At 74.4% G+C, this 24,071-nt stretch carries 16 protein-coding genes; 10 read left to right on the top strand and 6 right to left on the bottom strand.

The window, feature by feature from the left end:
* Positions 1-11: 11 nt before the first annotated feature.
* From AQJ58_RS30205 to AQJ58_RS30195, 3 genes are all read right to left on the bottom strand, one after another.
* On the bottom strand, positions 12-587 hold the full coding sequence (locus AQJ58_RS30205; protein WP_067255883.1) for an AMIN-like domain-containing (lipo)protein: 576 nt from the start codon (positions 585-587) through the stop codon (positions 12-14).
* A 120-nt stretch (positions 588-707) separates the two neighbouring features.
* Entirely contained in the window at positions 708-2,273 is a 1,566-nt protein-coding gene (locus AQJ58_RS30200; RefSeq protein ID WP_199844726.1) for a tetratricopeptide repeat protein, read from the bottom strand.
* A 140-nt stretch (positions 2,274-2,413) separates the two neighbouring features.
* On the bottom strand, positions 2,414-4,543 hold the full coding sequence (locus AQJ58_RS30195) for a GH92 family glycosyl hydrolase (protein ID WP_234360346.1): 2,130 nt from the start codon (positions 4,541-4,543) through the stop codon (positions 2,414-2,416).
* Between the two features lie 464 nt (positions 4,544-5,007).
* On the opposite strand from AQJ58_RS30195, the gene AQJ58_RS30190 reads away from it, so the two are divergent.
* From AQJ58_RS30190 to AQJ58_RS30175, 4 genes are all read left to right on the top strand, one after another.
* Complete coding sequence (locus AQJ58_RS30190) at positions 5,008-7,833, top strand: AfsR/SARP family transcriptional regulator (RefSeq protein WP_067255879.1); 2,826 nt, start codon at positions 5,008-5,010, stop codon at positions 7,831-7,833.
* Entirely contained in the window at positions 7,823-9,619 is a 1,797-nt protein-coding gene (locus AQJ58_RS30185) for an AfsR/SARP family transcriptional regulator (protein ID WP_234360345.1), read from the top strand. Before AQJ58_RS30190 ends, AQJ58_RS30185 begins: the two co-directional genes overlap by 11 nt.
* An 82-nt stretch (positions 9,620-9,701) precedes the next feature.
* Complete coding sequence (locus AQJ58_RS30180) at positions 9,702-10,583, top strand: helix-turn-helix domain-containing protein (RefSeq protein ID WP_067255877.1); 882 nt, start codon at positions 9,702-9,704, stop codon at positions 10,581-10,583.
* Between the two features lie 97 nt (positions 10,584-10,680).
* On the top strand, positions 10,681-11,649 hold the full coding sequence (locus tag AQJ58_RS30175) for an alpha/beta hydrolase (protein WP_067255875.1): 969 nt from the start codon (positions 10,681-10,683) through the stop codon (positions 11,647-11,649).
* Positions 11,650-11,826: 177 nt separating this feature from the next.
* On the opposite strand, the gene AQJ58_RS30170 is transcribed toward AQJ58_RS30175, so the two are convergent.
* Positions 11,827-12,780, bottom strand: coding sequence for a DUF1731 domain-containing protein (locus AQJ58_RS30170; protein WP_067255873.1), 954 nt, complete (start codon positions 12,778-12,780; stop codon positions 11,827-11,829).
* Positions 12,781-13,058: 278 nt separating this feature from the next.
* On the opposite strand from AQJ58_RS30170, the gene AQJ58_RS30165 reads away from it, so the two are divergent.
* Positions 13,059-15,113 (top strand): galactose-binding domain-containing protein, encoded by a 2,055-nt coding sequence (locus AQJ58_RS30165; protein WP_067256275.1) that lies wholly within the window; start codon positions 13,059-13,061, stop codon positions 15,111-15,113.
* Between the two features lie 22 nt (positions 15,114-15,135).
* Positions 15,136-15,738, top strand: a complete 603-nt coding sequence (locus tag AQJ58_RS30160; RefSeq protein ID WP_067255871.1) for a TetR/AcrR family transcriptional regulator — start codon at positions 15,136-15,138, stop codon at positions 15,736-15,738.
* On the opposite strand, the gene AQJ58_RS30155 is transcribed toward AQJ58_RS30160, so the two are convergent.
* Together AQJ58_RS30155 and AQJ58_RS30150 are read right to left on the bottom strand one after the other, a co-directional pair.
* Positions 15,725-16,639, bottom strand: coding sequence for a pyridoxamine 5'-phosphate oxidase family protein (locus AQJ58_RS30155; RefSeq protein ID WP_067255869.1), 915 nt, complete (start codon positions 16,637-16,639; stop codon positions 15,725-15,727). The genes AQJ58_RS30160 and AQJ58_RS30155 overlap by 14 nt on opposite strands.
* 4 nt (positions 16,640-16,643) lie before the next feature.
* Positions 16,644-17,336: a hemerythrin domain-containing protein gene (locus AQJ58_RS30150; protein ID WP_234360344.1), complete on the bottom strand. Its 693-nt coding sequence runs from the start codon at positions 17,334-17,336 to the stop codon at positions 16,644-16,646.
* A gap of 148 nt (positions 17,337-17,484) precedes the next feature.
* On the opposite strand from AQJ58_RS30150, the gene AQJ58_RS30145 reads away from it, so the two are divergent.
* From AQJ58_RS30145 to AQJ58_RS30130, 4 genes are all read left to right on the top strand, one after another.
* A complete protein-coding gene (locus AQJ58_RS30145; RefSeq protein WP_067255866.1) occupies positions 17,485-20,925 on the top strand; it encodes an ATP-binding protein in 3,441 nt (1,146 codons plus the stop codon).
* 53 nt (positions 20,926-20,978) lie between these two features.
* Positions 20,979-21,737 carry an IclR family transcriptional regulator gene (locus tag AQJ58_RS30140; protein ID WP_067255864.1) on the top strand — a complete coding sequence of 253 codons (759 nt, stop codon included), beginning with the start codon at positions 20,979-20,981 and terminating at the stop codon, positions 21,735-21,737.
* 132 nt (positions 21,738-21,869) lie between these two features.
* Positions 21,870-23,018, top strand: a complete 1,149-nt coding sequence (locus tag AQJ58_RS30135; protein WP_199844725.1) for a PP2C family protein-serine/threonine phosphatase — start codon at positions 21,870-21,872, stop codon at positions 23,016-23,018.
* A 54-nt stretch (positions 23,019-23,072) separates the two neighbouring features.
* Complete coding sequence (locus AQJ58_RS30130) at positions 23,073-23,852, top strand: hypothetical protein (RefSeq protein ID WP_067255862.1); 780 nt, start codon at positions 23,073-23,075, stop codon at positions 23,850-23,852.
* Positions 23,853-24,071: the final 219 nt, after the last annotated feature.

The raw sequence follows: 24,071 nt of genomic DNA, 5'->3' as shown, positions 1-24,071 counted from the left end.
CCGGGCCCTGGCTACCAGGTGTGCGCGACGTCCACCACGAGATGGCCGTCGCGCTGGAGCACCCGGAAGGGCAGCCGGGCCCGCACGCCGAGGCCGAACTGGGTCTGCCCCTCGAAGCTGCCGCCGAAGCGGGTGTCGCGGAAGGTGCGGTAGCCGGTGAGGTTCACACCCGGCAGGCGCCGCCCGGTCCGGCCGGAGTAGGTGGCCGCACCGGTGTCCGGGTCGTAGGCGGGCGCCCGCACGACGATCTCCAGGATGGCGCCGCCGCGCACCGGGATGACCTCGCCCGACGGGTCTCCGATGAGCCGGTTGACGTAGCGCACGGAGTACCCGAGCTGGGCGGCCGTGGCGTCCGGGACATCGACGACGAACCGGTCGTAGCAGGCGTGGCGGCCGGTCCTGACGTTGGTGATGTATTCGCCCGAGGTGCTGCCCGACCTCGTCTTGCCGAGGCTGCTCCAGCCGGTCGGGCAGGCGGCCGCCGCCAGGGGAGCGGCGGCCGGGGCGGCCACGGCCGGAACCGCGGCCGCGCCCAGTGTCGCGGTCAGCAGGAGCGCGGTCGCCCAGACGGTCTTGCTTCGTACCATCTTGTTCCCCCAGGGGTGTGAGTGTCTGGTATCAGGGGAGACAGCCAGGTTGGCCCGATGGTTGCACGCGCTTGACCCGGAAGTGGGGAGATTCCGCTTTCCGTGCCACGACTCTCCGCGCTACGACAGGCGGGTGGTGGTGTAGGCGCACTCCGTGTAGATGTACCCGGGCTCCAGCTTGGCCGTGTCCGAGGCCGGTGAGGCGAGGCTGTCGCCGTTCGGCTTGTGCACGAAGTACGTGGTGCCGGCCGGCAGGCTGATCGTGTGCTCGGGGTAGTTCTTGTTCGCGTTGCAGGGCTTGAAGCCGATCGAGAGCGTGTCGGCGAAGGTGTACGCCCGGCAGCTGCCGCAGCCCTTGAGCTTGAAGCTGCCGGTCACCGGCCCCGTGTACATGACCGTGATGTCGTCGGGGCTGTCGTTCTGGACGGTCACCGAGATGCTGCCGCCGGAACGGGTCGTGGGCAGCTTCTTGCCGGCCGCCGGCACGGTCTGGGCGACCTCGGCGGCGATGGCGATCTTCTTCGCCAGCGCCGCGTTCTTGGCGCTCTTGTGGCTGGAGGCGTACTCCTCCATGGTCGTCTGCGCCTTGTCGAAGTCCCCGTCCCGGTACTGGTCGACGCCGCAGTTGTACGCGCCGGTGTCGGCGCTGCTGGAAGCCCGGTCGGCGTCCTTGGCCAGCGCGCCGGTGACGGCGCCGTCCTCGGCCGAGATGGTCTGGATCTGGTCGCTGAGGGTCTTGAGCTGCTCGACCGCCGTGCACGGGTCGCTGCCGCTCAGCCCCTTGACCTTCGCCGAGACCGCCGAGCCCACGGCAGGCTCGGCCTTGGCGGCCTGCGCCGAGTCGGGGAACGTGGTGAGCAGCTCGCCGAACTGCGAGGCCCAGGTGGCCTGCCCGCTGGTGAGGCCGGCCGAGGCGCACTCGTAGAGCGAGGTCGCCAGCCGGTCGTCGGGCCAGGTCTTGAGGTCGCTCAGGTCGGTCTCGGGCATCTTCTTCGGAACCGACCGCAGATAGTCGAGCGGGGCGATCGCCTCGCAGTAGTCGCCCTTCTCGTAGACGGCTCCGACGGTCGCGTAGTACGTCTTCATCCGGGCCGGCACCTTCGCGGCCGCCCGCGAGTGCGGGTGGTCGGCGCTCAGGTTCTCGTAGACCTCCAGCGCCTCGCGGTAGTCGGACTGCGCCGAGGAGAACGGCCGCTCGCCGGCCGCCTCCACCTGCCGGTCGGCCCGGTCCAGCCGGTCGAGGAGCATCTGCTGCGTCGCCTCGTCCCGCGCCCCGTCGTACGCCACGACACCGCCGGCCGGCGCGACCAGCAGCACCAGTCCGAGGGCGAGCGCCAGCGGCGCGGACGGCGGCCAGGCGAGCCGGGTCCGCAGGCCCACGACGGCACCGTGCGCCGCCGCCGCGACGAGGAACAGGACGTACAGCACCAGCGCGAGGACCGGCACCCCGTCCGGGTCGGCCGGCAGCGCCACGAACAGCAGGACGGCGGTCGCGGCCAGACACGCCAGCATCGGCACCCAGCGGCGCACCAGCGCGTAACCGAGGCCGAGGCCGCTGAGGTTGAGCACCGCCACGGCCACGGCCCGCACCCCGTCCGCCGGCGCGGGCGGCGGTGCCACCGGCATCGGCGGCACCGGCGGCATGGCGAATCCCTGGTCGTATCTGCCGTACTGGTCCCCGGACATGGCGGCCTCCCCCGTCGACTGCGCGCGTGTAGCTCTGATTTGTCAGTCTATCGGGGGAGGAAGAGGCACCGACAGGCCGTTTCCGGGTTCAGCGGTGCGTGGACGGGGTGCTGGGCTCCGGCCGGAGCGCGGCGCCCGGCTCACGGGGCCGAGAGTCCGAAGGTCAGCACACCGCCCTTCGCGGGGAAGGAGTCGGGCAGCCAACGGGGGTCCGTGGGACGCCCGTCGAGACGGACCTCGCGGACGCGGGAGTGGGTGTCCGAGGCCTGCGGGGCGACGACGGTGATGGTCACGCCGTTGCCCCGGCGGATCTGGGTGAGCGGGAAGAGCGGGCTGGCCAGCGCGAGTTGGGAACTGCCCGGGACCTGGGGGTACATACCGAGGGCGGCCCAGACGGCCCAGGAGGACATGGCGCCGAGGTCGTCGTTGCCGACCAGCCCGTCGGGGCCGTCCCCGAACAGCGTGGTGAGGATCGCCCGCACCGTGTCCTGGGTGCGCTCGGGCCGCCCCAGGTAGTCGTAGGCCCAGGGCGTGTTGAAGGACGGCTCGTTGCCGAGGTAGGCGTACGGCCGGTCGGCGCCCGCGTTGTACTCGGTGAAGAAGGTGTCGAGGCGGGCGGCCGCGGCAGCCTCGCCGCCCATCGCCGCGAACAGGCCGGGCAGGTCGTGCGGCACCATCCAGGTGTACTGGGCCGCGTTGCCCTCGACGTAGTCCCGGCGCTGCGTCGGCTTGAACGCCGGCCAGCTGCCGTCGGCGCGGCGGGGCTGGAGGTAGCGGCTGTCGGGGTGGAGCAGGTTGCGCCAGTTGCCCGAGGCGCGCTCCAGCGTCCCCCGGGTCTCCGTGTCGCCGAGCCGGCCGGCCAGCCGGGCGAGGGCGGCGTCGGACACCGCGTACTCCAGGGTGGTGGCCGCCGCGCCCCAGACGCCCGTCGTCCCGGCGGGGATGTAGCCGAGCGTGTCGTAGGAGGTGTGTCCAGGGCGCTGCCGGTCGTCCTGGCGGCCGGCGACGGCCGTGCGCAGCAGTTCGCCGGCCTCGAAGTCGGTGCCGCCGAAGGCGTGGACGGAGGCCGCCATCGCTGGCAGCGGGTCGCCGACCATCACCCCGGTGCCGCCGTTGGCGAGCGTCCAGCGGTCGAAGTAGCCGCCCTGGCGGCCCTGTTCCAGGATGGACTGGGCGACGTCCGAGGCCTCGCGCGGCGCGAGGAGCGCCAGCAGCTGGATCTGTGAGCGGTACACGTCCCAGCCGGAGAAGTTCGCGTACTGCACATGCCCGGGCCGGGTGCGGTGGACCAGGCCGTCGAAGCCCCGGTAGCGGCCGTCGGCGTCGCTGAAGGCGCCCGGGTGGAGCAGGGAGTGGTACAGCGCCGTGTAGAACATCCGGCGCCGCGGCTCGCTGCCGCCGGCCACGGTGATCCGGCCGAGCCAGCCGTTCCACTCCCGGCGTGCGGCCCGCCGTACCTCCTCCGGCGAGCGGCCGCGCTGCTCGGCGAGCGTGTTGCGGCGGGCGGCGTCCTCGTCGACGAAGGAGATGCCGACCCGTACGGTCACCTCGCGGGTGCCGGGCGCGAACGACACGTACGCCCCGGACGTCCGCCCGTCCAGCGGCTCGCTGTGCGCGAAGGGCCGGTCGAACTCCGCGTGGAAGTAGAGGCGGTAGCGCACGGACGTACCGCAGAAGCCGCCGCTGTCGGTGAAGCCGGACAGGGTCCGGGTGCCGACGGTGACCTCGCCGGTGGCCTTGTTCCAGGCACGCCCGGCGTCCACGGTCAGGCCGGCCGGCTCCCGGGCGTCCGCCGGGAAGGTCAGCCGGGCGACACCGGACCGGCGGGTGGCGGCGATCTCGGTGCGGATCCCGTTGTCGAAGTCGACCCGGTAACTGCCGGGCGCCGCCCGCTCGGCGGCATGGGAGAACGTCGCGTACCGCGCCTCCGGGTCGCTCGCGGGCCGGCCCGTCAGCGGCATGAACGGTACGTTCCCGTAGTCGCCGCAGCCGGCGCCGGACAGGTGGGTGAGGCTGAAGCCGCGGATGCGGTCGTCGCTGTAGGCGTAGCCGCCGAACTGGCGGGTGACCGTGTCCGGGCTCCACTGGATGCCGCCCAGCGGTGCCGAGGCACCGGGGAAGGTGTTCCCGCCGCCGCCTCCGTGGCCCCAGTCCACCCCGCCCGGCGCCGTGCCGACGAAGGGGTTGACGTAGCGGGCCGGGTCGGCGAGGGACGGCAGAGTCGTGACACCGGCCCGCGCGGGCGGGGCCAGCAGCACGACCGCCGCCACGGCGGCCCCCAGGGCGTGTTTCGAAAGTCGCGTCTGCCCGGCGGCGTCTGGCACGCACTCCCCCAGAGGGGGGACCCCCAGCCGCGTTGTCGGGATCACCCCGATACCACCAGTACGGGGGCGACCCTCCGCCTTGTGATCGCACGCACCGGACGCCGCCGGGCCTGCCCCTCGGGCAGACGACGCTACGTTCGCAACACGCCCCAGAGGTGACGGACGCAATGAGATCTCCTTGCTCGCGGGAGGCCGGCCGAGCGCACGGCAGGGGAGACGCCCACTGTCACCGCGCCGGGCGCGCGCACCGAGGCGCCGTGCCGGACGACACCCGGAAGTCAGGCACACGGCGCAGTCCCGGCCGACCGCGCCCCCGGTGAACAGGGCAGACGTCCGGTTCGTAACTCTGGGTGACCCCGTTGCTGACGTAAGGTCGGAGCGGGGGCAGGACCGGAAGGGGAGGGGATCGCGTGCCGCCGGAGCCGGTGCGGTTCATGGTGCTGGGCGCCCTGCGGGTGCACCGGGGCGAGACGGAGCTGGACGTCGGCGGGCCGCAGGAGCGCGCCTTCCTGGCACTGCTGCTGGCCAGAGCCGGACAGCCGGTCGCCCTGAGCGAGATCGTGGACGTGCTGTGGGGCGCGGAACCGCCGCGCAGCGCGGTCAACGTCGTCCGGCGGCACGTGGGTTCGCTGCGCCGCCTGCTGGAACCCGATCTTCCCGCCCGCGCCGAGGGCAGCCGGCTGCTCCGGGACGCCGGCGGCTACCGGCTCGTCACCGGCGGTGACCAGGCCGACCTTCCGCGGTTCCGCGCGCTGCGCGAGACCGCCCGGCACAGCACGGACACCGCACCCGCCCGGGCCGCCGAACTCCTCATCGAGGCGCTGCGGTTGTGGCACGGTCCGATCGGCGACGGCATCCCCGCGCCCGCCCACAGCCACCCCGTGTTCGACGCGATCGAGCGGGAACGGCTCGCGGCCGCCCGCGAGCTGGCCGACGCGGCCCTGCGCGCCGGACGGCCGGAGCGGGCCCTGCCGCCGCTGCGCGGGGCCGCCGCTGACCATCCGCTCGACGAACCCGTCCACGCGGGCCTCCTCCGGCTGCTCGCCGCGGCCGGTCACCGCACCGAGGCCCGCACCGTCTACGAGACCGTGCGGGCCCGGCTCGCCGAGGACCTGGGGATCGACCCGGGCCCCGAACTCAGGGACGCCCACGCCGCCCTGCCCGGCGAACCCGCCGCGACCGGCGCCCTCCCGCACGTCGTCCCGTCACAACTTCCGTACGACCTGCCCCTGTTCACCGGGCGGCAGGCCGAACTGGACCAGGTGCTCGCCCTGTTCGACACGGAACAACCCCGCCCGGGGACCGTGGTGATCGGCGCCGTCGGCGGCATGGCGGGCGTCGGCAAGACCACCCTCGCCGTGCACTGGGCGCACCGGATCGCCGACCGGTTCCCCGACGGGCAGCTCTATGTGAACCTGCGCGGCTTCGACCCGTCCGGCGCGGTCATGGAACCGGGCGAGGCCGTCCGCGGATTCCTCGACGCCCTCGGCGTGCCCCCCGAACGCGTCCCGCACACAACGGCCGCGCAGAGCGCGCTCTACCGCAGCACCCTCGCGGGACGGCGGGTCCTCGTCGTGCTCGACAACGCCCGCGACACGGAGCACGTGACACCGCTGCTGCCCGGCTCGCCCGGCTGTCTCACGCTCGTCACCAGCCGCGACGAACTGCCCGGCCTGGCCGCCGCGCACGGAGCCCGCTCCCTGGTCCTGCACCCCTTCGACGAGGACCGGACCCGCGCCTTCCTCGTCCGCCGGCTCGGCGCGGCACGGGTGGCCGCCGAGCCGCGCGCCGCCGACGAGATCGGCGCCCTGTGCGCCGGGCTGCCCCTCGCCCTCGCCTGCGTCGCCGCCCGCGCCGCCGCCCACCCCCACTTCCGGCTCGCCGACATCGCCGGCGAACTGCGCGAGGCCCACGGCAGCCTCGACGCCTTCGCCCGCGCCGACGCCTCCGTAGACGTGGGCACGGTCTTCTCCTGGTCCACGGACGCCGTGTCCCCCGACGCGGCCCGCCTCTTCCGGCTCCTGGCCCTGCACCCCGGCCCCGACCTCACCCTCCCGGCCGCGACCGCCCTCGCGGGCCTCCCGGAGCGCCGCACCCGCCGTCTGCTCGCCGAACTGACCGGCCTGCACCTCGTCACCGAGCACAGCCCCGGCCGCCACTCCCTCCACGACCTGCTGCGCGCCCACGCCGGCGAACTCCTCGACGCGCACGAGACCGACACCGAGCGGGAGGCGGCCCTCGACCGGCTCCACCACCACTATCTGCACACCGCGCACACCGCCGACCGCCTCCTCGCCCCCACCTCCGACCCCCTGACCCCACCGCCCGCACCCGAGGGCGCCCGGCCCGAACCGCTCGCCGACGACCACCACGCCCTGGCCTGGCTCACCGCCGAACACGCCGTCCTGCTCGCCGTCGTCACCACCGCCGCCGCCTCCGGCCGGCCCGCGCGCGCACGCCTCGCCTGCCACCTCGCCTGGTCGCTGGAGCCGTTCTTCGACCGGCGCGGCCACTGGCACGACGCGCTCGGCGCACAGCGCACCGCGCTCGACACCGCCCGGCTGCTCGACGACCCCGTCCTCCTCGCCCGCGGCCTGCGCGGACTGGCCCGCATCGAGGGCCGCCTCGGCCTGCACACCCGCGCCGTCCCCCGCCTCGAACAGGCCCTCGACCTCTTCACCGGACTGGGCGACGACACCGGCCGCGCCCACACCCACCGCAGCCTCGGCTGGGAGTGCGACCAGCGGGGCGACCTGCCCGGCGCCCTGCGCCACAACCAGCGCGCCCTCGCCCTGTTCCGCGCCCTCGGCGACCGCGCGGCCCAGGCCAGCGTCCTGAACTCGGTCGGCTGGTACCACGCCCAGCTCGGCGCGTACCACGAGGCGCTGACGCACTGCCACGAAGCCCTGGACATGCTCCAGGACCTCGGCGACCGCTACGGCCAGGCCGTCACCTGGGACAGCATCGCCTACGCCCACCACCACCTCGGCCGCCACCCGCACGCCCTCCTCGGCTACCGCAACGCCCTCGCCCTGCTGCGGGACCTCGGCGTGCCGTACCTGGAGGCCGACATCCTCACCCGCGCCGGGGACACCCACCTCGCCCTGGGCGACGAAGGGTCGGCGCACGAGGCGTGGACGCGCGCCCTGGCCCTGCTCCGGGAGCTCGGCCACCCCGACGCGGACGCGGTCGAGACGCGGTTGAGGGGCCGGGAGGGACGGGCCGGTGCCTGCTGAACCGATCCGGTTCCAGGTCCTCGGGCCCGTCCGGGTCCGGCGCGGCGCACAGGAACTCGACCTCGGCTTCCCCCAGCAGCGCGCCCTGCTCGCCCTGCTCCTGCTGCACACCGGCCGCACCGTGCCGACCGGTGAGATCCTCGACGCCCTGTGGCCCGGACGGCCGCCCGCCAGCGCCCCGAACGTCGTACGCCGCTACGCCGCCGCCCTGCGCCGCCTCCTGGAACCCGGACTGCCGCCCCGCGCCCCCGGCAGCCGTCTGCTGCGCCGCACCGGCGGCTACCTCCTCGCCGCGGAGCCGGACGAGGTCGACCTGCTGCGGTTCCGGGAACTCACCCGGCAGGGCAAGCGGGCCGCGGCCACCGGACGGGCCGCGACGGCGGCCCACCGCCTCGTCCGGGCGCTTCAGGAGTGGCGCGGACCGCTGGCGATGGGCATCCCCGAACGCGTCCGCGCCCACGTCCACTTCACGGCCGTCCACCGTGAACTCCTCGACACCGCACGCCTCGCGGCCGACGCCGCCCTGCTGTCCGGCCATGCCGACCAGGTCCTGCCCGTCCTGCGCGAGGCCGCCGCGCGCGAACCCCTCGACGAGCCCCTGCACGCCCGTCTCGTCCTCGCCCTCGCCGCCTGCGGCCTCCAGGCGGAGGCGCTCGGCACGTACGACGGCATCCGCCGCCGTCTCCTCACCGACCTCTCCCTCACCCCCGGCCCGGAACTGACGGCCGCCCACACCCGCGTCCTGCGCCAGGAGGTGCGCCGCTCGGGAACCGCGGGCCACGGCGGACCGCCGGGCGGCACCGCGCCGCCCTCCCGCACGGACCTCTTCGTGGGGCGGGAGGACGAGTCGGCGCGGCTGACGGAGCTGGCACGGGGCTCGGGCGTGCTGCTCGTCGGCGGGATGCCCGGGGTGGGCAAGAGCGCCCTCGCCGCGCGCTGGGCGCACCGGGCGGCGGCCCGGTACCCGGACGGCCGGCTGGAGGTGGACCTGCGCGGATCCGACCCCGGCCGAGCGGCACTCGAACCGGGCGACGCGCTGGGGGAGTTGCTGACCGCCCTCGGGGTGACCGGCCGGCGCATGCCCGACGGCGTCGCCGCCCGGAGCGGGCTGTACCGCACGCTGCTGGCGGAGCGCCGCGCCCTCGTCGTGCTCGACGACGCCCTCGGCACCGAGCAGCTGCGCCCGCTGCTGGCCGCCGCACCGGGCTGTCTCACCCTCGTCACCAGCCGCAACGCGCTGCCCGGGCTGGTCGCCGCGGGTGCCCGCCCGCTCCGGCTCGAACCGCCCTCCGACGCGGACGCCCACGCGATCCTCGCCCGCCGGGCCGGCCCCGCGCGGACCGCCGCCGAACCGACGGCCGCCGCCGAGATCGTCGCCCACTGCGACCGGCTGCCGCTGGCCCTCGCGGTCGTCGCCGACCGGCTCGCCGGCCACCCGCACCTCTCCCTCGCCGCCGTCGCCGCCGAACTGCGCGCCGCGCACGGCGGCCTGGCCGCCCTGTCCGCCCTGCGCCCCGTCCTCCTCGCCTCCTACCACCGGCTGCCGGACGACGGCGCGCGGCTCTTCCGGGCGCTGTCCCGGCACCCCGCACCCCCCATCACCCCGGCGACGGCCGCGACCCTGACCGGAGCGCCGCCCCGCACGACCCGCCGCCTGCTCGGCCTCCTCGCCGAGGCCCACCTCCTCGCCGAGCCCGCGCCGGGCCGCTACACCCTGCACGGCCTGCTGCGCGCCCTGGCCGCCGAACTCACCCGGACCGCGGAGGCCGACGCGCCGGGCCGGTAGCCGTGCCGGTGACACGGCCCGCACCGTGCCCGCAGCCCACTGTCACTCTTTTTGCACATCCGCCGACCTACCGTCCGGGCGCGTGACCACCATCTTCACCGTCCGTACGCCCCTGGGCGTCGAGATCCTCACCCGGGAACACGGCGAGGAGCCTCGCAGGCCCCTGCCCGCCGAGGACCGCCCGCACCCCGCGCACCGGCTCCGCGCCCGGACCACCGGCGAGTACCTCTTCGTGGGCCTGCGCGGCGGCACGGCGGAGCCCGCTCCCGAGCCCCTCACCCTCCCCCTCACCCCCGGGGACATCTGCTTCTACGACGTCCGCCACGCCCCCGTCCTGGACTTCCCCGAGCGGTTCCGGGCCACGGTGTACCTCGTGCCGGCCGATCTGCTGGGGCTCACCGAGGCCGAGGCCGCGCGGATCACCCGTACGCCCGTCGCCCGTGCCTCGCGCCTGGGCACGCTGCTCTCCCCGCTCCTGTCCGACCTCGCCCGCGCGGCGGCCGAGGCACGCCCCCCGGTCGGCGAGATGCTCGCCTGGAACGCCGTGAACCTCCTGTCCACCCTCGCCGTCGAGCAGCTCGGCGCGCGCACCCCCGATCCGGCGTCACCCCGTTCGCCGGTGCTCACCCGCATCCTGGAGTACGTCGAACTGCACCTGACCGAACCGGAGTTGTCACCGGAGGCGATCGCCCGCGCGCACCACGTCTCCGTGCGCTACCTGCACAAGCTGTTCAAGGACGAGGGCACCTCGGTGGGCCGCTGGATCCTGCGCCGCCGACTCGACGAATGCCGGCGCGACCTGATGCGCCACGGCCGCGGCAGTCGTACCATCGCGGCGGTGGCCGCCCGCTGGGGCTTTCTGAGCGCCACCCACTTCAGCCGGGTCTTCCGCGCCGCCTACGGCATGTCCCCCAGCGAATGGCGCGACACCGCGGGCCGCGCCGACCGTCGCCGTGCGCTGTGAGGACACCGCCGGTGCGCTCGTCGGCAACGTACGGCGCCCCGGCGGTCCTAGCGTCCGTGAGGAGAGCAACGCACATCCAGACACAGCAGGAGATGCCATGTCCGACGTCGTAGAGCCGGTCGTGCCGGTGCTCGAATCCGAGGCGGCGGCCTTCGCCGAGGCGACCGCGAACCCGCCCTACCTCTTCGAACTGCCCCCGGCGGAGGGCCGCAAGGCGGTCGACGAGGTGCAGTCGGGTGACATCGTCCTGCCGGAGGTGGACGAGGAGTGGGTCACCGTCGAGGGTGGTCCGACGCGGAGCGTGCGGGTGCGGATCGTGCGTCCGGCCGGTGCCGAGGGGGTGCTGCCGGTCGTCCTCTACATCCATGGTGCGGGGTGGGTGTTCGGCAACGCGCACACGCATGACCGGCTGGTGCGTGAGCTGGCGGTCGGTGCCGGGGCCGCCGTGGTCTTCCCCGAGTACGACCTGTCGCCCGAGGTGCGCTACCCCGTCGCCATCGAGCAGAACTTCGCGGTGGCGCGGTGGGTGGTTCAGGAGGGTGCCTCGAAGGGGCTGGACGCCTCGCGGATGGCGGTGGCGGGGGACTCGGTGGGCGGGAACATGAGCGCGGCGCTGACGCTCATGGCGAAGGAGCGCGGTGGTGTCCCGCTGGTGCAGCAGGTGTTGTTCTACCCGGTGACCGACGCGTCCTTCGACACCGCGTCGTACCACCAGTTCGCCGAGGGCTACTTCCTGCGGCGGGACGGGATGCAGTGGTTCTGGGACCAGTACACGGCCGACGAGGGGGAGCGGGCGCAGATCACGGCGTCTCCGCTGCGGGCCACCGTCGAGCAGTTGCGGGGGCTTCCCCCGGCGCTGGTGATCACGGGTGAGGCGGATGTCCTGCGGGACGAGGGCGAGGCCTACGCGAACAAGCTGCGCCAGGCCGGTGTGCCCGTCACCGCGGTCCGCTACCAGGGCATCATCCACGACTTCGTGATGCTCAACGCCCTGCGTTCGACCCGCGCCGCCGAGGCGGCCATCACCCTCGCCGTGGGCACCCTGCGCGAGGCCCTGCACGACTGACCCGAGGAGACGTCAACGCGTCCACCACCCCCGCCGATGCCACCAGCCGGGCCTCCGTCGCCTCCGTCGCCGCCCGGATCGACGGCCCTGTCGTGTGAACTCCTGGGCCCCTTCCCGCTGTCCCCGCCCGGCCGGGGTCGGGGAAGCGGTCCGGGCTTCGGTCGCCGGGTGACCCGGTCACGGCGTGGGCGGGCGGTGCCGGCGACGCCGTACGAGATCCTCGGCGGCCCCCGGCCAGTGCGGGTGCTCGAAGGTGAAGCCCGCGGCGAGCAGCCGCCCTGGGGCGACCCGCCGGCTCTTCAGGAGCAGTTCGGTGTCCGAGCGCAGGGCGAGGGCGCCCAGCTCCGCCATCCACTTCGTCGCCGGGAGCCCCACCGGGACGCCCCATGCGGAGCGCAGCGCCCGCATGAACGCGCGCTGCGGCAGCGGCGCGGGCGCGGCGAGGTTCACCGGTCCGGCGAGGTCGTCGCGCGCGACGAGGAACTCCACGGCGCGTACGAAGTCCCGGTCGTGGATCCACGACACGTACTGGGCGCCGCCCGCCACCGGTCCGCCCAGACCCAGCCGGGCCAGCCAGGACATGACGTCGAACACCCCGCCCCGGTCGGGGCTCATCACCATCGCGGAGCGCAGCGCCACCTTGCGGGTGTGCGGGGTGGCGGCCGTCTCCAGTTCGCGTTCCCAGGCGGTGGCGATGCCGACGCTGTAGGCCCAGTAGCCCGGCACGCCGGTCTCGTGACCGCCGATCACCCCGGTGTCCTCGTCGTGGGCAGCGTCGAAGCGGTGGGTGTAGATCGTGGCGGTGCTCATCTGGAGCCAGACCTTCGGCGGCCGGGCGGCGGCGGCGATCGCCTCGCCCACGACCCGCGCGGAGTCCACCCGGGAATCCATCATGGCCTTGAGGTTCTCCGGGGTGTAGCGGCAACTGACGCTGCGACCGGCCAGGTTGAGCACGACGTCACTGCCGTCGATCTCCTCGGACCAGGCCCCCGGGGTCCGCCCGTCCCACGGGACCTCGCCCGGCCCGGACGGCCGCCGGCTCAGCACGACGACCTCGTGCCCGCCCGCCGTCAGGGCCCGGCGCACCACGTTTCCCACTTGCCCGGTCCCCCCGGGCACCACGAACTTCACGAGCAGGCTCCCCTCACCGTATGTCAGGGAGCCTACTCTGTTTTGAACGCGTTCAAAAGCGCGTCCGATTGTTCAACTGTTGTCCATCGGTACGGAGTTCCTCTCCGGCACCACTTCTCCCCGCTCATCAGGTCAAGCGTCCCGGACTATTGACTCGCAACGGCGGACTCCGCATTCTCGACCCACTATCTTGCGTCGGTCATGACAACCCCAAGGGCGATCAAAGCGCCCTCTCGTCGACCGCGCGACCCGTCGACCGAGGGACGTGGGCTGTGACCATGACCGGACGCCCGTACCGCAGACGCCGCGACGTCACCGTCGTCTCGCTGCTCCTTCTCGTGCTCGCCTCGATCCTCGGCCCCGTGCAGAGTTCGGCGGCCGGGACCGACTGGTGGACGCCCGCCTCCCGGCCGTCCCCGGACTCCGGGATCAACGTGACCGGCGAGCCCTTCACCGGCACCGACTCCGCCGGGAAGGTGCGCGGGTTCGTCGACGCGCACAACCACCTGTTCTCCAACGAGGCCTTCGGCGGCCGGCTCATCTGCGGCAAGGTGTTCTCCGAGTCCGGGGTCGCCGACGCGCTCAAGGACTGTCCCGAGCACTACCCCGACGGCACCCTCGCGCTCTTCGACTACATCACCCACGGCGGTGACGGGAAGCACGACCCGGCCGGCTGGCCGACCTTCGCGGACTGGCCGGCGTACGACTCCATGACCCACCAGGCGAACTACTACGCCTGGGTGGAGCGCGCCTGGCGCGGCGGGCAGCGGGTGCTGGTCAACGACCTGGTCACCAACGGCATGATCTGCTCCGTCTACCCCTTCAAGGACCGCAGCTGCGACGAGATGACCTCGATCCGGCTCCAGGCGAAGCTGACCTACGACCTCCAGGCCTACATCGACACGATGTACGGCGGCACCGGCAAGGGCTGGTTCCGCATCGTCACCGACAGCCAGCAGGCGCGTCAGGTCATCAAGGCGGGCAAGCTGGCCGTGATCCTCGGCGTCGAGACCTCCGAGCCGTTCGGCTGCAAGCAGATCTTCGACATCGCCCAGTGCAGCAAGGCCGACATCGACAAGGGTCTCGACGAGCTGTACTCCCTCGGCGTGCGCAGCATGTTCCTCTGCCACAAGTTCGACAACGCGCTGTGCGGCGTCCGCTTCGACGAGGGCGGCCTGGGCACCGCCATCAACGTCGGGCAGTTCCTGTCGACCGGCACCTTCTGGCAGACCGAGAAGTGCACCACCGCGATGCACGACAACCCCATCGGCACCGCCGCCTCCGCCGCCGAGGCCGACCTGCCGGCGGGCACCGAGGTCCCCGAGTACGACAAGAACGCCCAGTGCAACACCCGCGGACTCACCTCCCTCGGCGAGTACGCCGTACGCGGGATGATGAAGCGCAAGATGATGCTCGAGATCGACCACATGAGCGTCAAGGCCGCCGGCCAGGCACTGGACATCTTCGAGGCCGCCGGCTACCCGGGCGCCCTCTCCTCGCACAGCTGGATGGACCTCAACTGGACCGAGCGGGTCTACTCCCTCGGTGGTTTCGTCGCCCAGTACATGCACGGCTCCACCGCCTTCGTCGCCGAGGCCAGGCGTACCGAGGCGCTGCGCGACAAGTACGGCGTCGGCTACGGCTTCGGCACCGACTTCAACGGCATCGGCGACCACCCCGCCCCGCGCGGCGCCGCCGTCGCGAACAAGGTGACGTACCCCTTCAAGAGCGTCGACGGCGGCTCGGTCATCGACAAGCAGACCACCGGCTCCCGCACCTTCGACTTCAACACCGACGGCGCGGCCCACGTCGGCATGATCCCCGACTGGATCGAGGACATCCGCAAGGTCGGCGGACAGGACGTGGTCGACGACCTCTTCCGCGGCGCCGAGTCCTACCTCGACACCTGGGGCGCCACCGAGCAGCACCAGGCCGCCGTCAACCTGGCCAAGGGACAGCCGGCCACGGCCAGTTCGTCCGAGTCCAACCCGTTCACCAGCTACCAGCCGGGCCGGGCCGCGGACGGCGACGACTCCACCCGCTGGGCCAGCGACTGGAGCGACGACCAGTCCTGGCAGGTCGACCTCGGCTCCACCCACCTGGTCTCCCGCGTCACCCTGGCCTGGGAGCGCGCCTACGGTAAGTCGTACCGCATCGAGCTCTCCACGGACGGCACCACCTGGACGACCGCCTGGTCCACCACCTCCGGCGACGGAGGCCTGGACACGGCCACGTTCACCGGCACCCCCGCCCGCTACGTCCGGGTCCACGGGCTGGACCGCGGCACCGACTGGGGATACTCGCTGTACGAGGTGGGCGTGCACAGCGCCTGACGGACGACAACGGGGGACCGGCATGGCACGGATGCCGTCGGCGCAGCGGCGCAGACAGCTGACGGAAGCGGCGATCAGGGCGATGGCCCGGGACGGCGTCCCCAGGACGACCACCCGGTCCATCGCCGCCGAGGCCGGGGTGTCGCTCAGCGTCTTCCACTACTGCTTCGACTCCAAGCAGGCCCTCGTCGAGTCGGTCATCACGACGCTCACCGCCCACTCGGTGAGCGTCGTGAAGGAGGCGCTCTCGCCCAGGGCCACCCTCGGGGAGACGGTCCGGGCCGGGTTCCAGGCGTACTGGGACCACGTCCGCGCCCACCCCGACGAGCACATGCTGACCTACGAACTCACCCAGTACGCCCTGCGCGAGCCCGGCTTCGCCCACCTGGCCCGCCGGCAGTACGAGCTCTACGAGGAGGCCTACGCCGAGCTCATCGGGGAGCTGTGCCGGGGCATGGACCTCGAACTCGGCGTCCCCGTACCGGTCCTGGCCCGCTACCTGGCCGCGATGACCGACGGGCTGACCCTCAACTACCTGGTCCTCGGCGAGGCGGCCGCCGGGACGGACGTCCTCGACATGGTCACCGCCCATGTCGCCGGGCTGGTGCGGGTCAGCGGCCCTTGACCTGCGCCACCAGTGCCTTGAACGCCGCCCACTGGACGGGCGGTTGCGCCAGTCCGCGCCGCTGAAGGTAGCGGGCCGTGGCCCGCCGCGTGTGGCCCAGCACCTTGAACGCGTCGGTGGGCCGCCCCGACCCCATCGGCTCCACCACCCGCTCCGGCACCAGCAGCCAGGACCCTCCCGATCTCCTCAACTCGCCCCGCACCAGGGCGTTCTGCATATGGTTGATCTTCTCGTCGTGCCGGTGCACCAGCAGCGAGGCCGGACCGGGGGCGGCGGCGCAGTCCGCGGGCACCGCCACGGCGAAACCGCCGTCCGCCGGAACCGGCCGGGTCCGCGCCAGCACCGGCGCCCCCGAGGCGTCCCGCGCGGCCAGCACCGTGCTCGCGTACCGGGCGAGCCGGTCGGCCCCCGGCAGACCGCCGGGCACCGGCGAGCCCACCGGCGGCGGCACGAACGGCTCCCGTACGACCACCTGGTGCGGCGTCACCGTGATCAGCAGCCGCAGGTAGTACCAGGCCATCGTCCGGCGCAACGGCACCGACAGGTACGCGCGGCTGTGCGGCTGCCGCTCGAAGAGCATCCGCCAGTAGTCCTCGGCGCCCTGCGGCCCCGTCCTGATCTCGTCCGGGCACTCGGCCCGGCCCCCGACGAACAGCTCCACAGGGGCGTCGAGACCGCTGCCGGTCGGATCGGAGAACAACAGCGCCACCCGCCCGTCACGGCGGATGTTCAGCGCCTTCTGCGCGAACGCCAGGGACGTGGACAGCAGCAGCGTCCCGTCCGGGCGCCGGCGGACCGCCGTCGGCCAGACCAGCGGTGTGCCGTCCTTGGCGAGCGTGACGAACTCGCAGGTGCGGTAGGCGTCCAGGACGTCGAGCGGGGCGGAGTCGAGTACGGCCATGTCCCTACCGCCCTTCCAGCGGACCGCGCAGCGTGCGGACGGCGGCGGCGTACTGGCGCCTGCCGACCGCCGCCCACAGCAGCCGGCCGAGCAGCGGGGCCTTGCCGAGGAAGAAGCGCCGCTCCTGCGGCGTCGCCTCCTCCAGCAGCGCGCCGAGGGCGATGAACAGCTTGTTCCTCGGTATCCGCTCCAGACCCCGCGTGCCGACCAGATCCCACTCGGCGACCGACAGATGCTCCGCGACCAGCGGGAGCACCGACCTCTCCTCGTCGTCGAGGTGCTCCAGCAGCACGATCCGGTGCGCGTCCAGCGCCAGGGCCAGTTCCTCGCCCGCGATGCGGTCGGCCGCCCGCTCCCAGACCGGCGCCCACTCGGCGACCGCCCCCAGGGTGGCGTCGATGCGCCGGTGCTGCTCCTCCATCCGGTCGACGAGCGCGCCGTCCCGGGCGGCCCGGGCGTGCAGCAAGGGCCAGACCAACTCGTCCTCCAGCGCGTGATGGTGGTGCAGGCCGTCCACGTACTCGCGCAGATGCCCGGCGACCCGCGCCGCGCGGACCGTGCCGCCGTCCGGCACCGCGCGCACCAGCCGGGGCAGCAGCGCCGACTCACGGCGGAAGACACGGTGGACCACGACCATCTCGTGGGTGTACGGCCGCTCGGCCCGGGGAAGTTCGTCAGTCGTACTGCTGGGGGACACGCTCGGGGCTCCAACGCTCGGGTACCGGCAACGGCTTCCCAGGCTCCCGCCGCCGCTTGGCATCCGCTTGGCCCCCGCTTGGCGTCCGCTCGGCGCGTTTATCGTCTGTTGACGGGACCGAGCCACGGCTGGGGTAGATTCCCGCGGCGTGCTGCGTATTCGAGTCCTGGGTTCGCTGGGTGCCGAAGTCGGAGGCGCACCGGCCGGGTTGGGCGCGCCCCGGCAACGGGCCGTGCTGGCGCTGCTGACCGCGGCCCGGGGCAGCGTCGTACCGGTGGACCGCCTGACCGACGCCCTGTGGCGCGGCGAACCGCCCGCCAAGGCCACCGTGTCCCTGCACACCTACATCTCCCACCTGCGGCGCGCCCTGGAGCCCGCACGGCCGCCCCGCACCCCGGCCACCGTCCTGGTCACCGCCCCGCCCGGTTACGCCCTGCGGCTGCCCCAGGACGCCGTGGACGCCTGGCACTTCGAGGTTCAGGTGGGCCGGGCCCGCCGGGCGCCGGCCGAGGAGGCGCGCGCCCTGCTCGCCGAGGCCCTCGGCTGGTGGCAGGGCCCCGCCTACGCCGAGCACGCGGACGAGAGCTGGGCCGCGCCGGAGGCCGCGCGATTGACGGAGATGCGCACCGAGGCCCGCGAACTGGCCGCCGCGGCCGATCTGCGCACCGGCCGGGCCCCGGAGACGGTTCCGGCGGCCGAAGTCCTGGTCCGTGAGAACCCGTTGCGCGAGGAGGGCTGGCGGCTGCTCGCCCTCGCCCACTGGGCCCTGGGCCGCCAGGCCGACGCCCTCACCACCCTGCGTCGCGCGTCCCGCGTCCTGCGCGAGGAACTGGGCTGCGATCCGGGCCCGGCCCTCACGGAACTCGAACGGGCCGTCCTCGGCCGGCGACTGGACCTCCTCCACGAGGCCGTCCCACCGCCGATGACACCGCCCGCGCCGGATGCGGCGCAGCCCGGCCCCCCGGCGGTGCGACGGCCACCGGCCGCCCCCGTTCCCGCCCCGGCCCTCCCCGCCCCCACCACCCCCCTCCCCTCGCCCGCCTCCCCGGCCCTCCGTCCCGGAAGCGCCCCCTTCGTCGGGCGGGTCCAGGAGCTGGGCGCGCTGGAAGCCGCCGCGGGAAGTGCCCGGTACGGGGGAGGGGTGGTGCTGGTGAGCGGGGAGGCCGGGGCCGGGAAGTCGGCGTTGCTGGAGCGGTTCGTCGGCGGGCTGCGGGCCGAGGGGTGGGCGGTGGTCGTCGGGCGGTGCCCCGAGTACGAGGGCGCGCCGCCCGCCTGGGCCTGGGTGGAGGCGCTGGGCGCGCTGGCCCGGGACCTGCCCCCGGCCCGGCCCGCCGAACTCGACGTACTGCTGCGCGAGCCGGCCCGCACCGCCGCCGCGACCCGCGACGAGGCGACCGCCGGACGCTTCCGCATGCACCGCGCGTTCGCCGCCTGGCTGCGCGCGGCCGCCGGCGCCGCCCCGCTCGCCGTCGTCCTCGAGGACCTGCACCGCGCCGACGGCGAGACCCTCGCCCTGCTGGAGGCCGCGGCCGCCGTCACCGGCGTGCCCCTGCTGACCGTCGCCAGCTACCGCCCCGCCGAGGTGCGCGAGCACCTGGTCAAGACCCTCGCCCAGCTCGCCCCCGGAGCCCCGCACCGGATCGTGCTGCGCGGGCTGCCCCCGGCGGACGTCGCCACCGTGGTCCACGCCGTCTGCGGCGAACCCGTCGACGCGCGGACCGTGGCCGCCCTCGCCGAGCGCACCGGCGGCAACCCCTTCTACGTCCTGGAGAGCGCCCGGCTGCTCGCCGGCGAGGGCGCCCTGGTCGCCGTGTCCGAGGTGCCGCAGGGCGTCCGGGACGTGCTGCGCCGACGGCTGGCCCTGCTGCCCGAGGGCGCCCGCGCCGCCGTACGGCTCACCGCGGCCGTCGGCCTGGAGGCCGAGGTGGCGCTGCTGCTCGACGCGGCCGACGCCGACGAGGACGCGGTGCTGGAGGGGCTCGACGCCGCCCTCGCCGCCGACCTGCTCACCGAGCCGGGACCCGGTCGGGTGCGGTTCGTGCACGCGCTGGTCCGCGACACCGTCTACACCGACCTGTCCGGGGTCCGGCGCGCCCGGCTGCACGGCCGCATCGCCCGCGTCCTGCGCCGCCACCGCCCCGACGACCTGGCCGCCCTCGCCCACCACTTCGCCCGCTCCGGCAGCCCCGCCGACGCGCCCCTCGCCGTCGACTACGCCCTGCGCGCCGCCGAGGTCGCCGAGCGGCGCTACGCCCACGACATCGCCGTCGACCTGCTCCAGCAGGCGATCGACGTGCACACCACCGCCGTGCACGAGCCGCACGGGCGGCTCGAACGCACCGTCGGACTGCTCGTGCGGCTGCTCGGGGCGCAGATCCGGGCCGGTTCCACGGAGGCGGCCCGGCGCACCCGGCAGCGCGCCGTCGAGCTGGCCGAACAGGCCGACCGGGGCGACCTGGTCGCGGCGGTCTACGGCGCCTGGACCGAGCCCTCCGGCTGGCGCAGCAGGCTGGAGGGCCCGTACGACCGCACCTCGCTGGCCCGGCTGGAGCGGCTCGCGGCCGATCCCGGTCTGGACGACGCGACCCGGGGCCGCGTGCTGCACGTCCTGGTCGACGCGGTGGCCGCCGAGGACCCGCCCCGGGCCCTGGACGCGGCCCGCACCCAGCTCCGACTCGCCCGCCAGGGAGACGATCCCCGGCTCCTCGCCGCCGCGCTGATGACCTCCGCGCGGCTGCTGCCGAACGAGCTCCAGGGCACCGCCCGCGGTCCGCTCGTCGCCGAGCTGCGCGAGCTGGCCCGCGCCCACGACCTGCCCGCCTACCGCTGGATCTGCGAGCACCTCGACGGCATGACCGCCGCCACCCTCAACGATCCCGACACGCTCCGCCGCCGTACCGCCGACGGGCTGGCGCTGGCCCGCCGCTACGGAATGCTCTGGGCGCAGGGCCTGGGCGCCGCGGCCTCGGCCATGCTGGCGACCGTCGCCGGGCGCTTCGACGCCGCCGAGGCCGGGTACGCCGAGGCCGACGGTCTGCTCCAGCGGGTCGGCGCGCACCACGCCACGGGACTGCGCACCCTCGGCCTGATCACCGTCCGGTGCGCTCAGGGCCGGTTCACCGAGGTGGAACGGATGATCCGCTCGGTGTACGACTTCGCGGGCCCCTCGGTGGGGGTGCTGCTCGCCTTGGTCCTGACCCGCCTCGGCAGACCCGACGAGGCGGCCGAGGCGCGCTTCCCCGCGGAACCGGTGGCCGACCAGCTCTACGGCATCGAGCTCGACTTCCGCTCCCAGCTCGCCGTCCTGCGGGCCGACCACGCCACGGCGGCCGCGCTGATCGAACGGATGCTGCCCATCCGGGGCCAGCTCGCGGGCGCGGCCGGCACGGCCTACGCGAGCCGCCCCCTCGCCCACGCCCTCGGCGATCTCCACCGGCTGCTCGGTGAGGACCGGTCGGCCGCCGGACACTACGCCCTCGCGGCCCGTACCGCCGAGGCCTGGCGCTCCCCCCATCTCGCCGCGGACGCCCGCCGGGCGGCGGCCGACCTGGAGGCGGCCCGCGCGGCACGGCCCACCGTCGTGCCGTAAGGACGCGGGGCGCACCCCTTGCCTGGCGCCCGCCCCCGGCGCACGCTGGTCCTATGGCGGGGCAGGACGGGCCCACGCTCATCACGTCCGTCCAGCGGGCCTTCCGGCTGCTGGAGGCGGTGAGCGCCCACGAGAACGGCGCGCCGGCGAAACAGCTGGCGCGGGAGACGGGCCTGCCCCTGGCCACCGCCTACCACCTGCTGCGCACCCTGGTCCACGACGGCTACGTGCGCAAACTGGAGGACGGCGGCTTCGTCCTCGGCGACCGGCTGCGCACGCTGCACACCTCCGGCCGGGGCCAGGCCCTCCTCAGCCGGGTCCGGCCCACCCTCGCCGCGCTGCGGGACGAGCTCGCGACCGCCGCCTACCTCACCTTCTACGAGGAGGGCGAGATCCGCGTCGCCGAGATCGTCGACGGCCCCCGCACCCCCCGCGTCGACCTCTGGGTGGGGTTCGAGGACGCCGGACACGCGACGGCGCTCGGCAAGTCCGTGCTGCGGGAGATGGACGAGGAGGCCCGCAACGACTACCTCTCCCGCCACCACCTCGCCGATCTCACCCCACGGACGATCACCAGCACGCCGGAGCTGCTGCGGCAGCTCGACGCCTCACCCGTGGCCCCGGCGGTCACGGACCTGGAGGAGTACGCCCTCGGCACGGTCTGCGTCGCCGTCCCCGTCTACAGCGGGGACGTCCTCGGCTCGCTCGGCGTGTCCCTGCCGGTCGACCGGCAGCCGCGGCTCCGGGAGATCCGCGACCGGCTGATCCCCACGGCGAACCGCGTGACCAGGGGCCTGTCGCTCACTATCTGAAATCCCGCACCTTGTGGCACGGGAGCCGAACCCGTTTTCCTGTATCAAACGGACATTCCACCCGCCGGCCCCGGACGCCGACCGCCGACGCCGACTACAGACGCCGACTACAGACGAGGACTGCGGACCCCCATGAACCAGGCCCGACACCGTGGCACCGGCCACGGGCCGACGCACCTGTTCAGGCCCGTCGTGGCGGGACCCGTCCTGCCCGTGCTGATCGTTCTCGGTGTGATCCTGGTCGACCTCGCCGGCGGAGCCGGGCTGACCTGGCTGCCCCTGCTCGCGGTCGGCCCCGCGCTGGCCGCCACCACCAACGGCCCGCGCGGTGTCCTGTACGTCGGTCTGCTCGCCGGTGTGCTCGGCGCGGTGCTCGGCGTCCGCAACGCCGTCCCGGCCCGGGAACTCGTCGCCGTCCTGTCCGCCCTCGCGGCCGTCACCCTGGCGAGCGGGCTGGCCAGTGCCCTGCGCGGGCGCCGGGAGCGCGTCCTCGCGGCCGTCCGCTCGGTCGCGGAGGCCGCCCAGCACGCCCTGCTGCTGCCCGTGCCGGAGACCGTCGGTCCGTTCCAGGTGGCCGTCCGCTACAGCGCGGCCGCCGCCGAGGCCCGGATCGGCGGGGACCTCTACGCCCTGGTGCCCACGCCGTACGGGGTCCGGCTGCTCGTCGGCGACGTGCGCGGCAAGGGACTGCCGGCCGTCGGGACGGCCGCGCTGGTGCTCGGCGTCTTCCGCGAGGCCGCCCACGACGAACCCGACCTCCTCGCCGTCGTCGACCGGATCGAGCGCAGCCTCGCGCGCAACCTCGGCCCCGACGACTTCGTGACCGCCGTGGTCGCCGGCCACCCGCGCGACGGCGAACTGGAAGTGGTGAACTGCGGACACGCCCCGCCGCTGCTGGTCGGCGCCGCCGGGACCGTCACCCCGGTCGAGCCCACGCACCCCGCACCGCCCCTGGGCCTGCGCGCCCTCGCCGGCGAGAGCCCCGCCCTCCAGGTGCTCCCCTTCGACGACGGCGACCAACTGCTGCTCTACACCGACGGGGTGACCGAGGCCCGCGACCACGGGCGGGAGTTCTATCCGCTCGTCGACGGACTGGGCCGCCATGTCACGGACGAGCCCGCCCGCACCCTCGACGCCCTCCAGGACGAACTGCTCGCGCACGTGGGCGGCAAGCTGCACGACGACGCGGCGCTGCTGCTCATCCGCAAACCGGCCGCCGACGCTCCGGTTCTTCCCCAACCCGCTTGCGGGGGACTGGTGTTGGGCGACCGGCCGGGGTGACCAGCAGGGGGCCCTGCTGTGTGACCGCTGTGACGGGTGCTGCACACTGAGCGCATGATACGCATGAGGAAGTTCGCAGCCGCGTTGCTGGCCACGACGGCCATGCTGCTTGCGACACCCCCCACCGCCTCGGCCACCCCCGCCTCCCACCGCCCCCTCTTCCGGGAGACCTTCGACCGCCTCCCGCTCGGCCCGGTCACCGCCGGTCACGGCTGGACCTCCGACACCTCCCACGGCTCGCTCACCGTCGAGCCCGGTGCCGACGGCCACGGCCGCCAACTGCGGCTGCACACCGAGGGCAACGGCCGCGCCTTCCTCGTCCTGGACGACCTCGCCCCCGCCGGCAACAGCTTCTGGGCCAGACTGCGGCTGCGCGTGGACGCCTTCCCCGTCGCCCCCGCCTGGGCCCACTGGACCCTCGCGGAGGCCTCCGGCTCCGACACCCCCACCCTCGTACGCCCCCTCGGCGGCCAGTACTTCCCCGATGAGAAGGCCAACTTCTGGGGAGTCGGCTCCGACCTCGGACCGACCGGCGACTGGACCGCCTGGAAGACCTCCGCCCCGGCCGCCGCCGGCCGGTGGAGCTGCGTGGAATTCCACCTCGACGCCACCGACAACCGCGTCACCGTCTACCTGGACGGCGTGGAGAAGCCCGAGCTGACCGTCTCGACCAAGGAGCACGGCGGCACGGCCGGCGACTTCGTCTTCCCCACCTTCGACCGGCTCAAGCTGGGCTGGCAGCTCTACCAGGCCGACCCCACGCCCACGTCGTACGACCTCCGCATGGACGACGTGGCGGTCGGCACCCGGCGCGTCGGCGGCTGCGCCGCTTGAGCCGCGGCCTCACGCGCTCGCCCCACACCCTCACCCGCACCGTCGCGCCGTTCCTCACGGGCCTGGCGCGTCCGGCCCGCCAGGGCTGAGCGACCGGGCCGCCGGACCCCACCCGTACGGGTCCGGCGGCCCGGCCCGCAGCACCGGAACCGTCACCGCCCGCCCTGACCGGTCATGATGTCGGATGCCGTCGGAAGCATCGAAGAAGCCCGGAGGTCA

Source organism: Streptomyces sp. DSM 15324 (genome assembly GCF_001514285.1).
In the GTDB taxonomy this organism is placed as follows: Bacteria; Actinomycetota; Actinomycetes; order Streptomycetales; family Streptomycetaceae; genus Streptomyces.
This window is presented reverse-complemented; position numbering and strand designations above follow the sequence as displayed.

Excerpts from the sequence above, each read along its gene's own strand:
- AQJ58_RS30205 (WP_067255883.1), bottom strand. The coding sequence starts at position 587 with ATGGTACGAAGCAAGACCGTCTGGGCGACCGCGCTCCTGCTGACCGCG.
- AQJ58_RS30200 (WP_199844726.1), bottom strand. The coding sequence starts at position 2,273 with ATGTCCGGGGACCAGTACGGCAGATACGACCAGGGATTCGCCATGCCG.
- AQJ58_RS30175 (WP_067255875.1), top strand. The coding sequence starts at position 10,681 with ATGTCCGACGTCGTAGAGCCGGTCGTGCCGGTGCTCGAATCCGAGGCG.
- AQJ58_RS30165 (WP_067256275.1), top strand. The coding sequence starts at position 13,059 with ATGACCGGACGCCCGTACCGCAGACGCCGCGACGTCACCGTCGTCTCG.
- AQJ58_RS30160 (WP_067255871.1), top strand. The coding sequence starts at position 15,136 with ATGGCACGGATGCCGTCGGCGCAGCGGCGCAGACAGCTGACGGAAGCG.
- AQJ58_RS30155 (WP_067255869.1), bottom strand. The coding sequence starts at position 16,639 with ATGGCCGTACTCGACTCCGCCCCGCTCGACGTCCTGGACGCCTACCGC.
- AQJ58_RS30140 (WP_067255864.1), top strand. The coding sequence starts at position 20,979 with ATGGCGGGGCAGGACGGGCCCACGCTCATCACGTCCGTCCAGCGGGCC.
- AQJ58_RS30135 (WP_199844725.1), top strand. The coding sequence starts at position 21,870 with ATGAACCAGGCCCGACACCGTGGCACCGGCCACGGGCCGACGCACCTG.
- AQJ58_RS30130 (WP_067255862.1), top strand. The coding sequence starts at position 23,073 with ATGATACGCATGAGGAAGTTCGCAGCCGCGTTGCTGGCCACGACGGCC.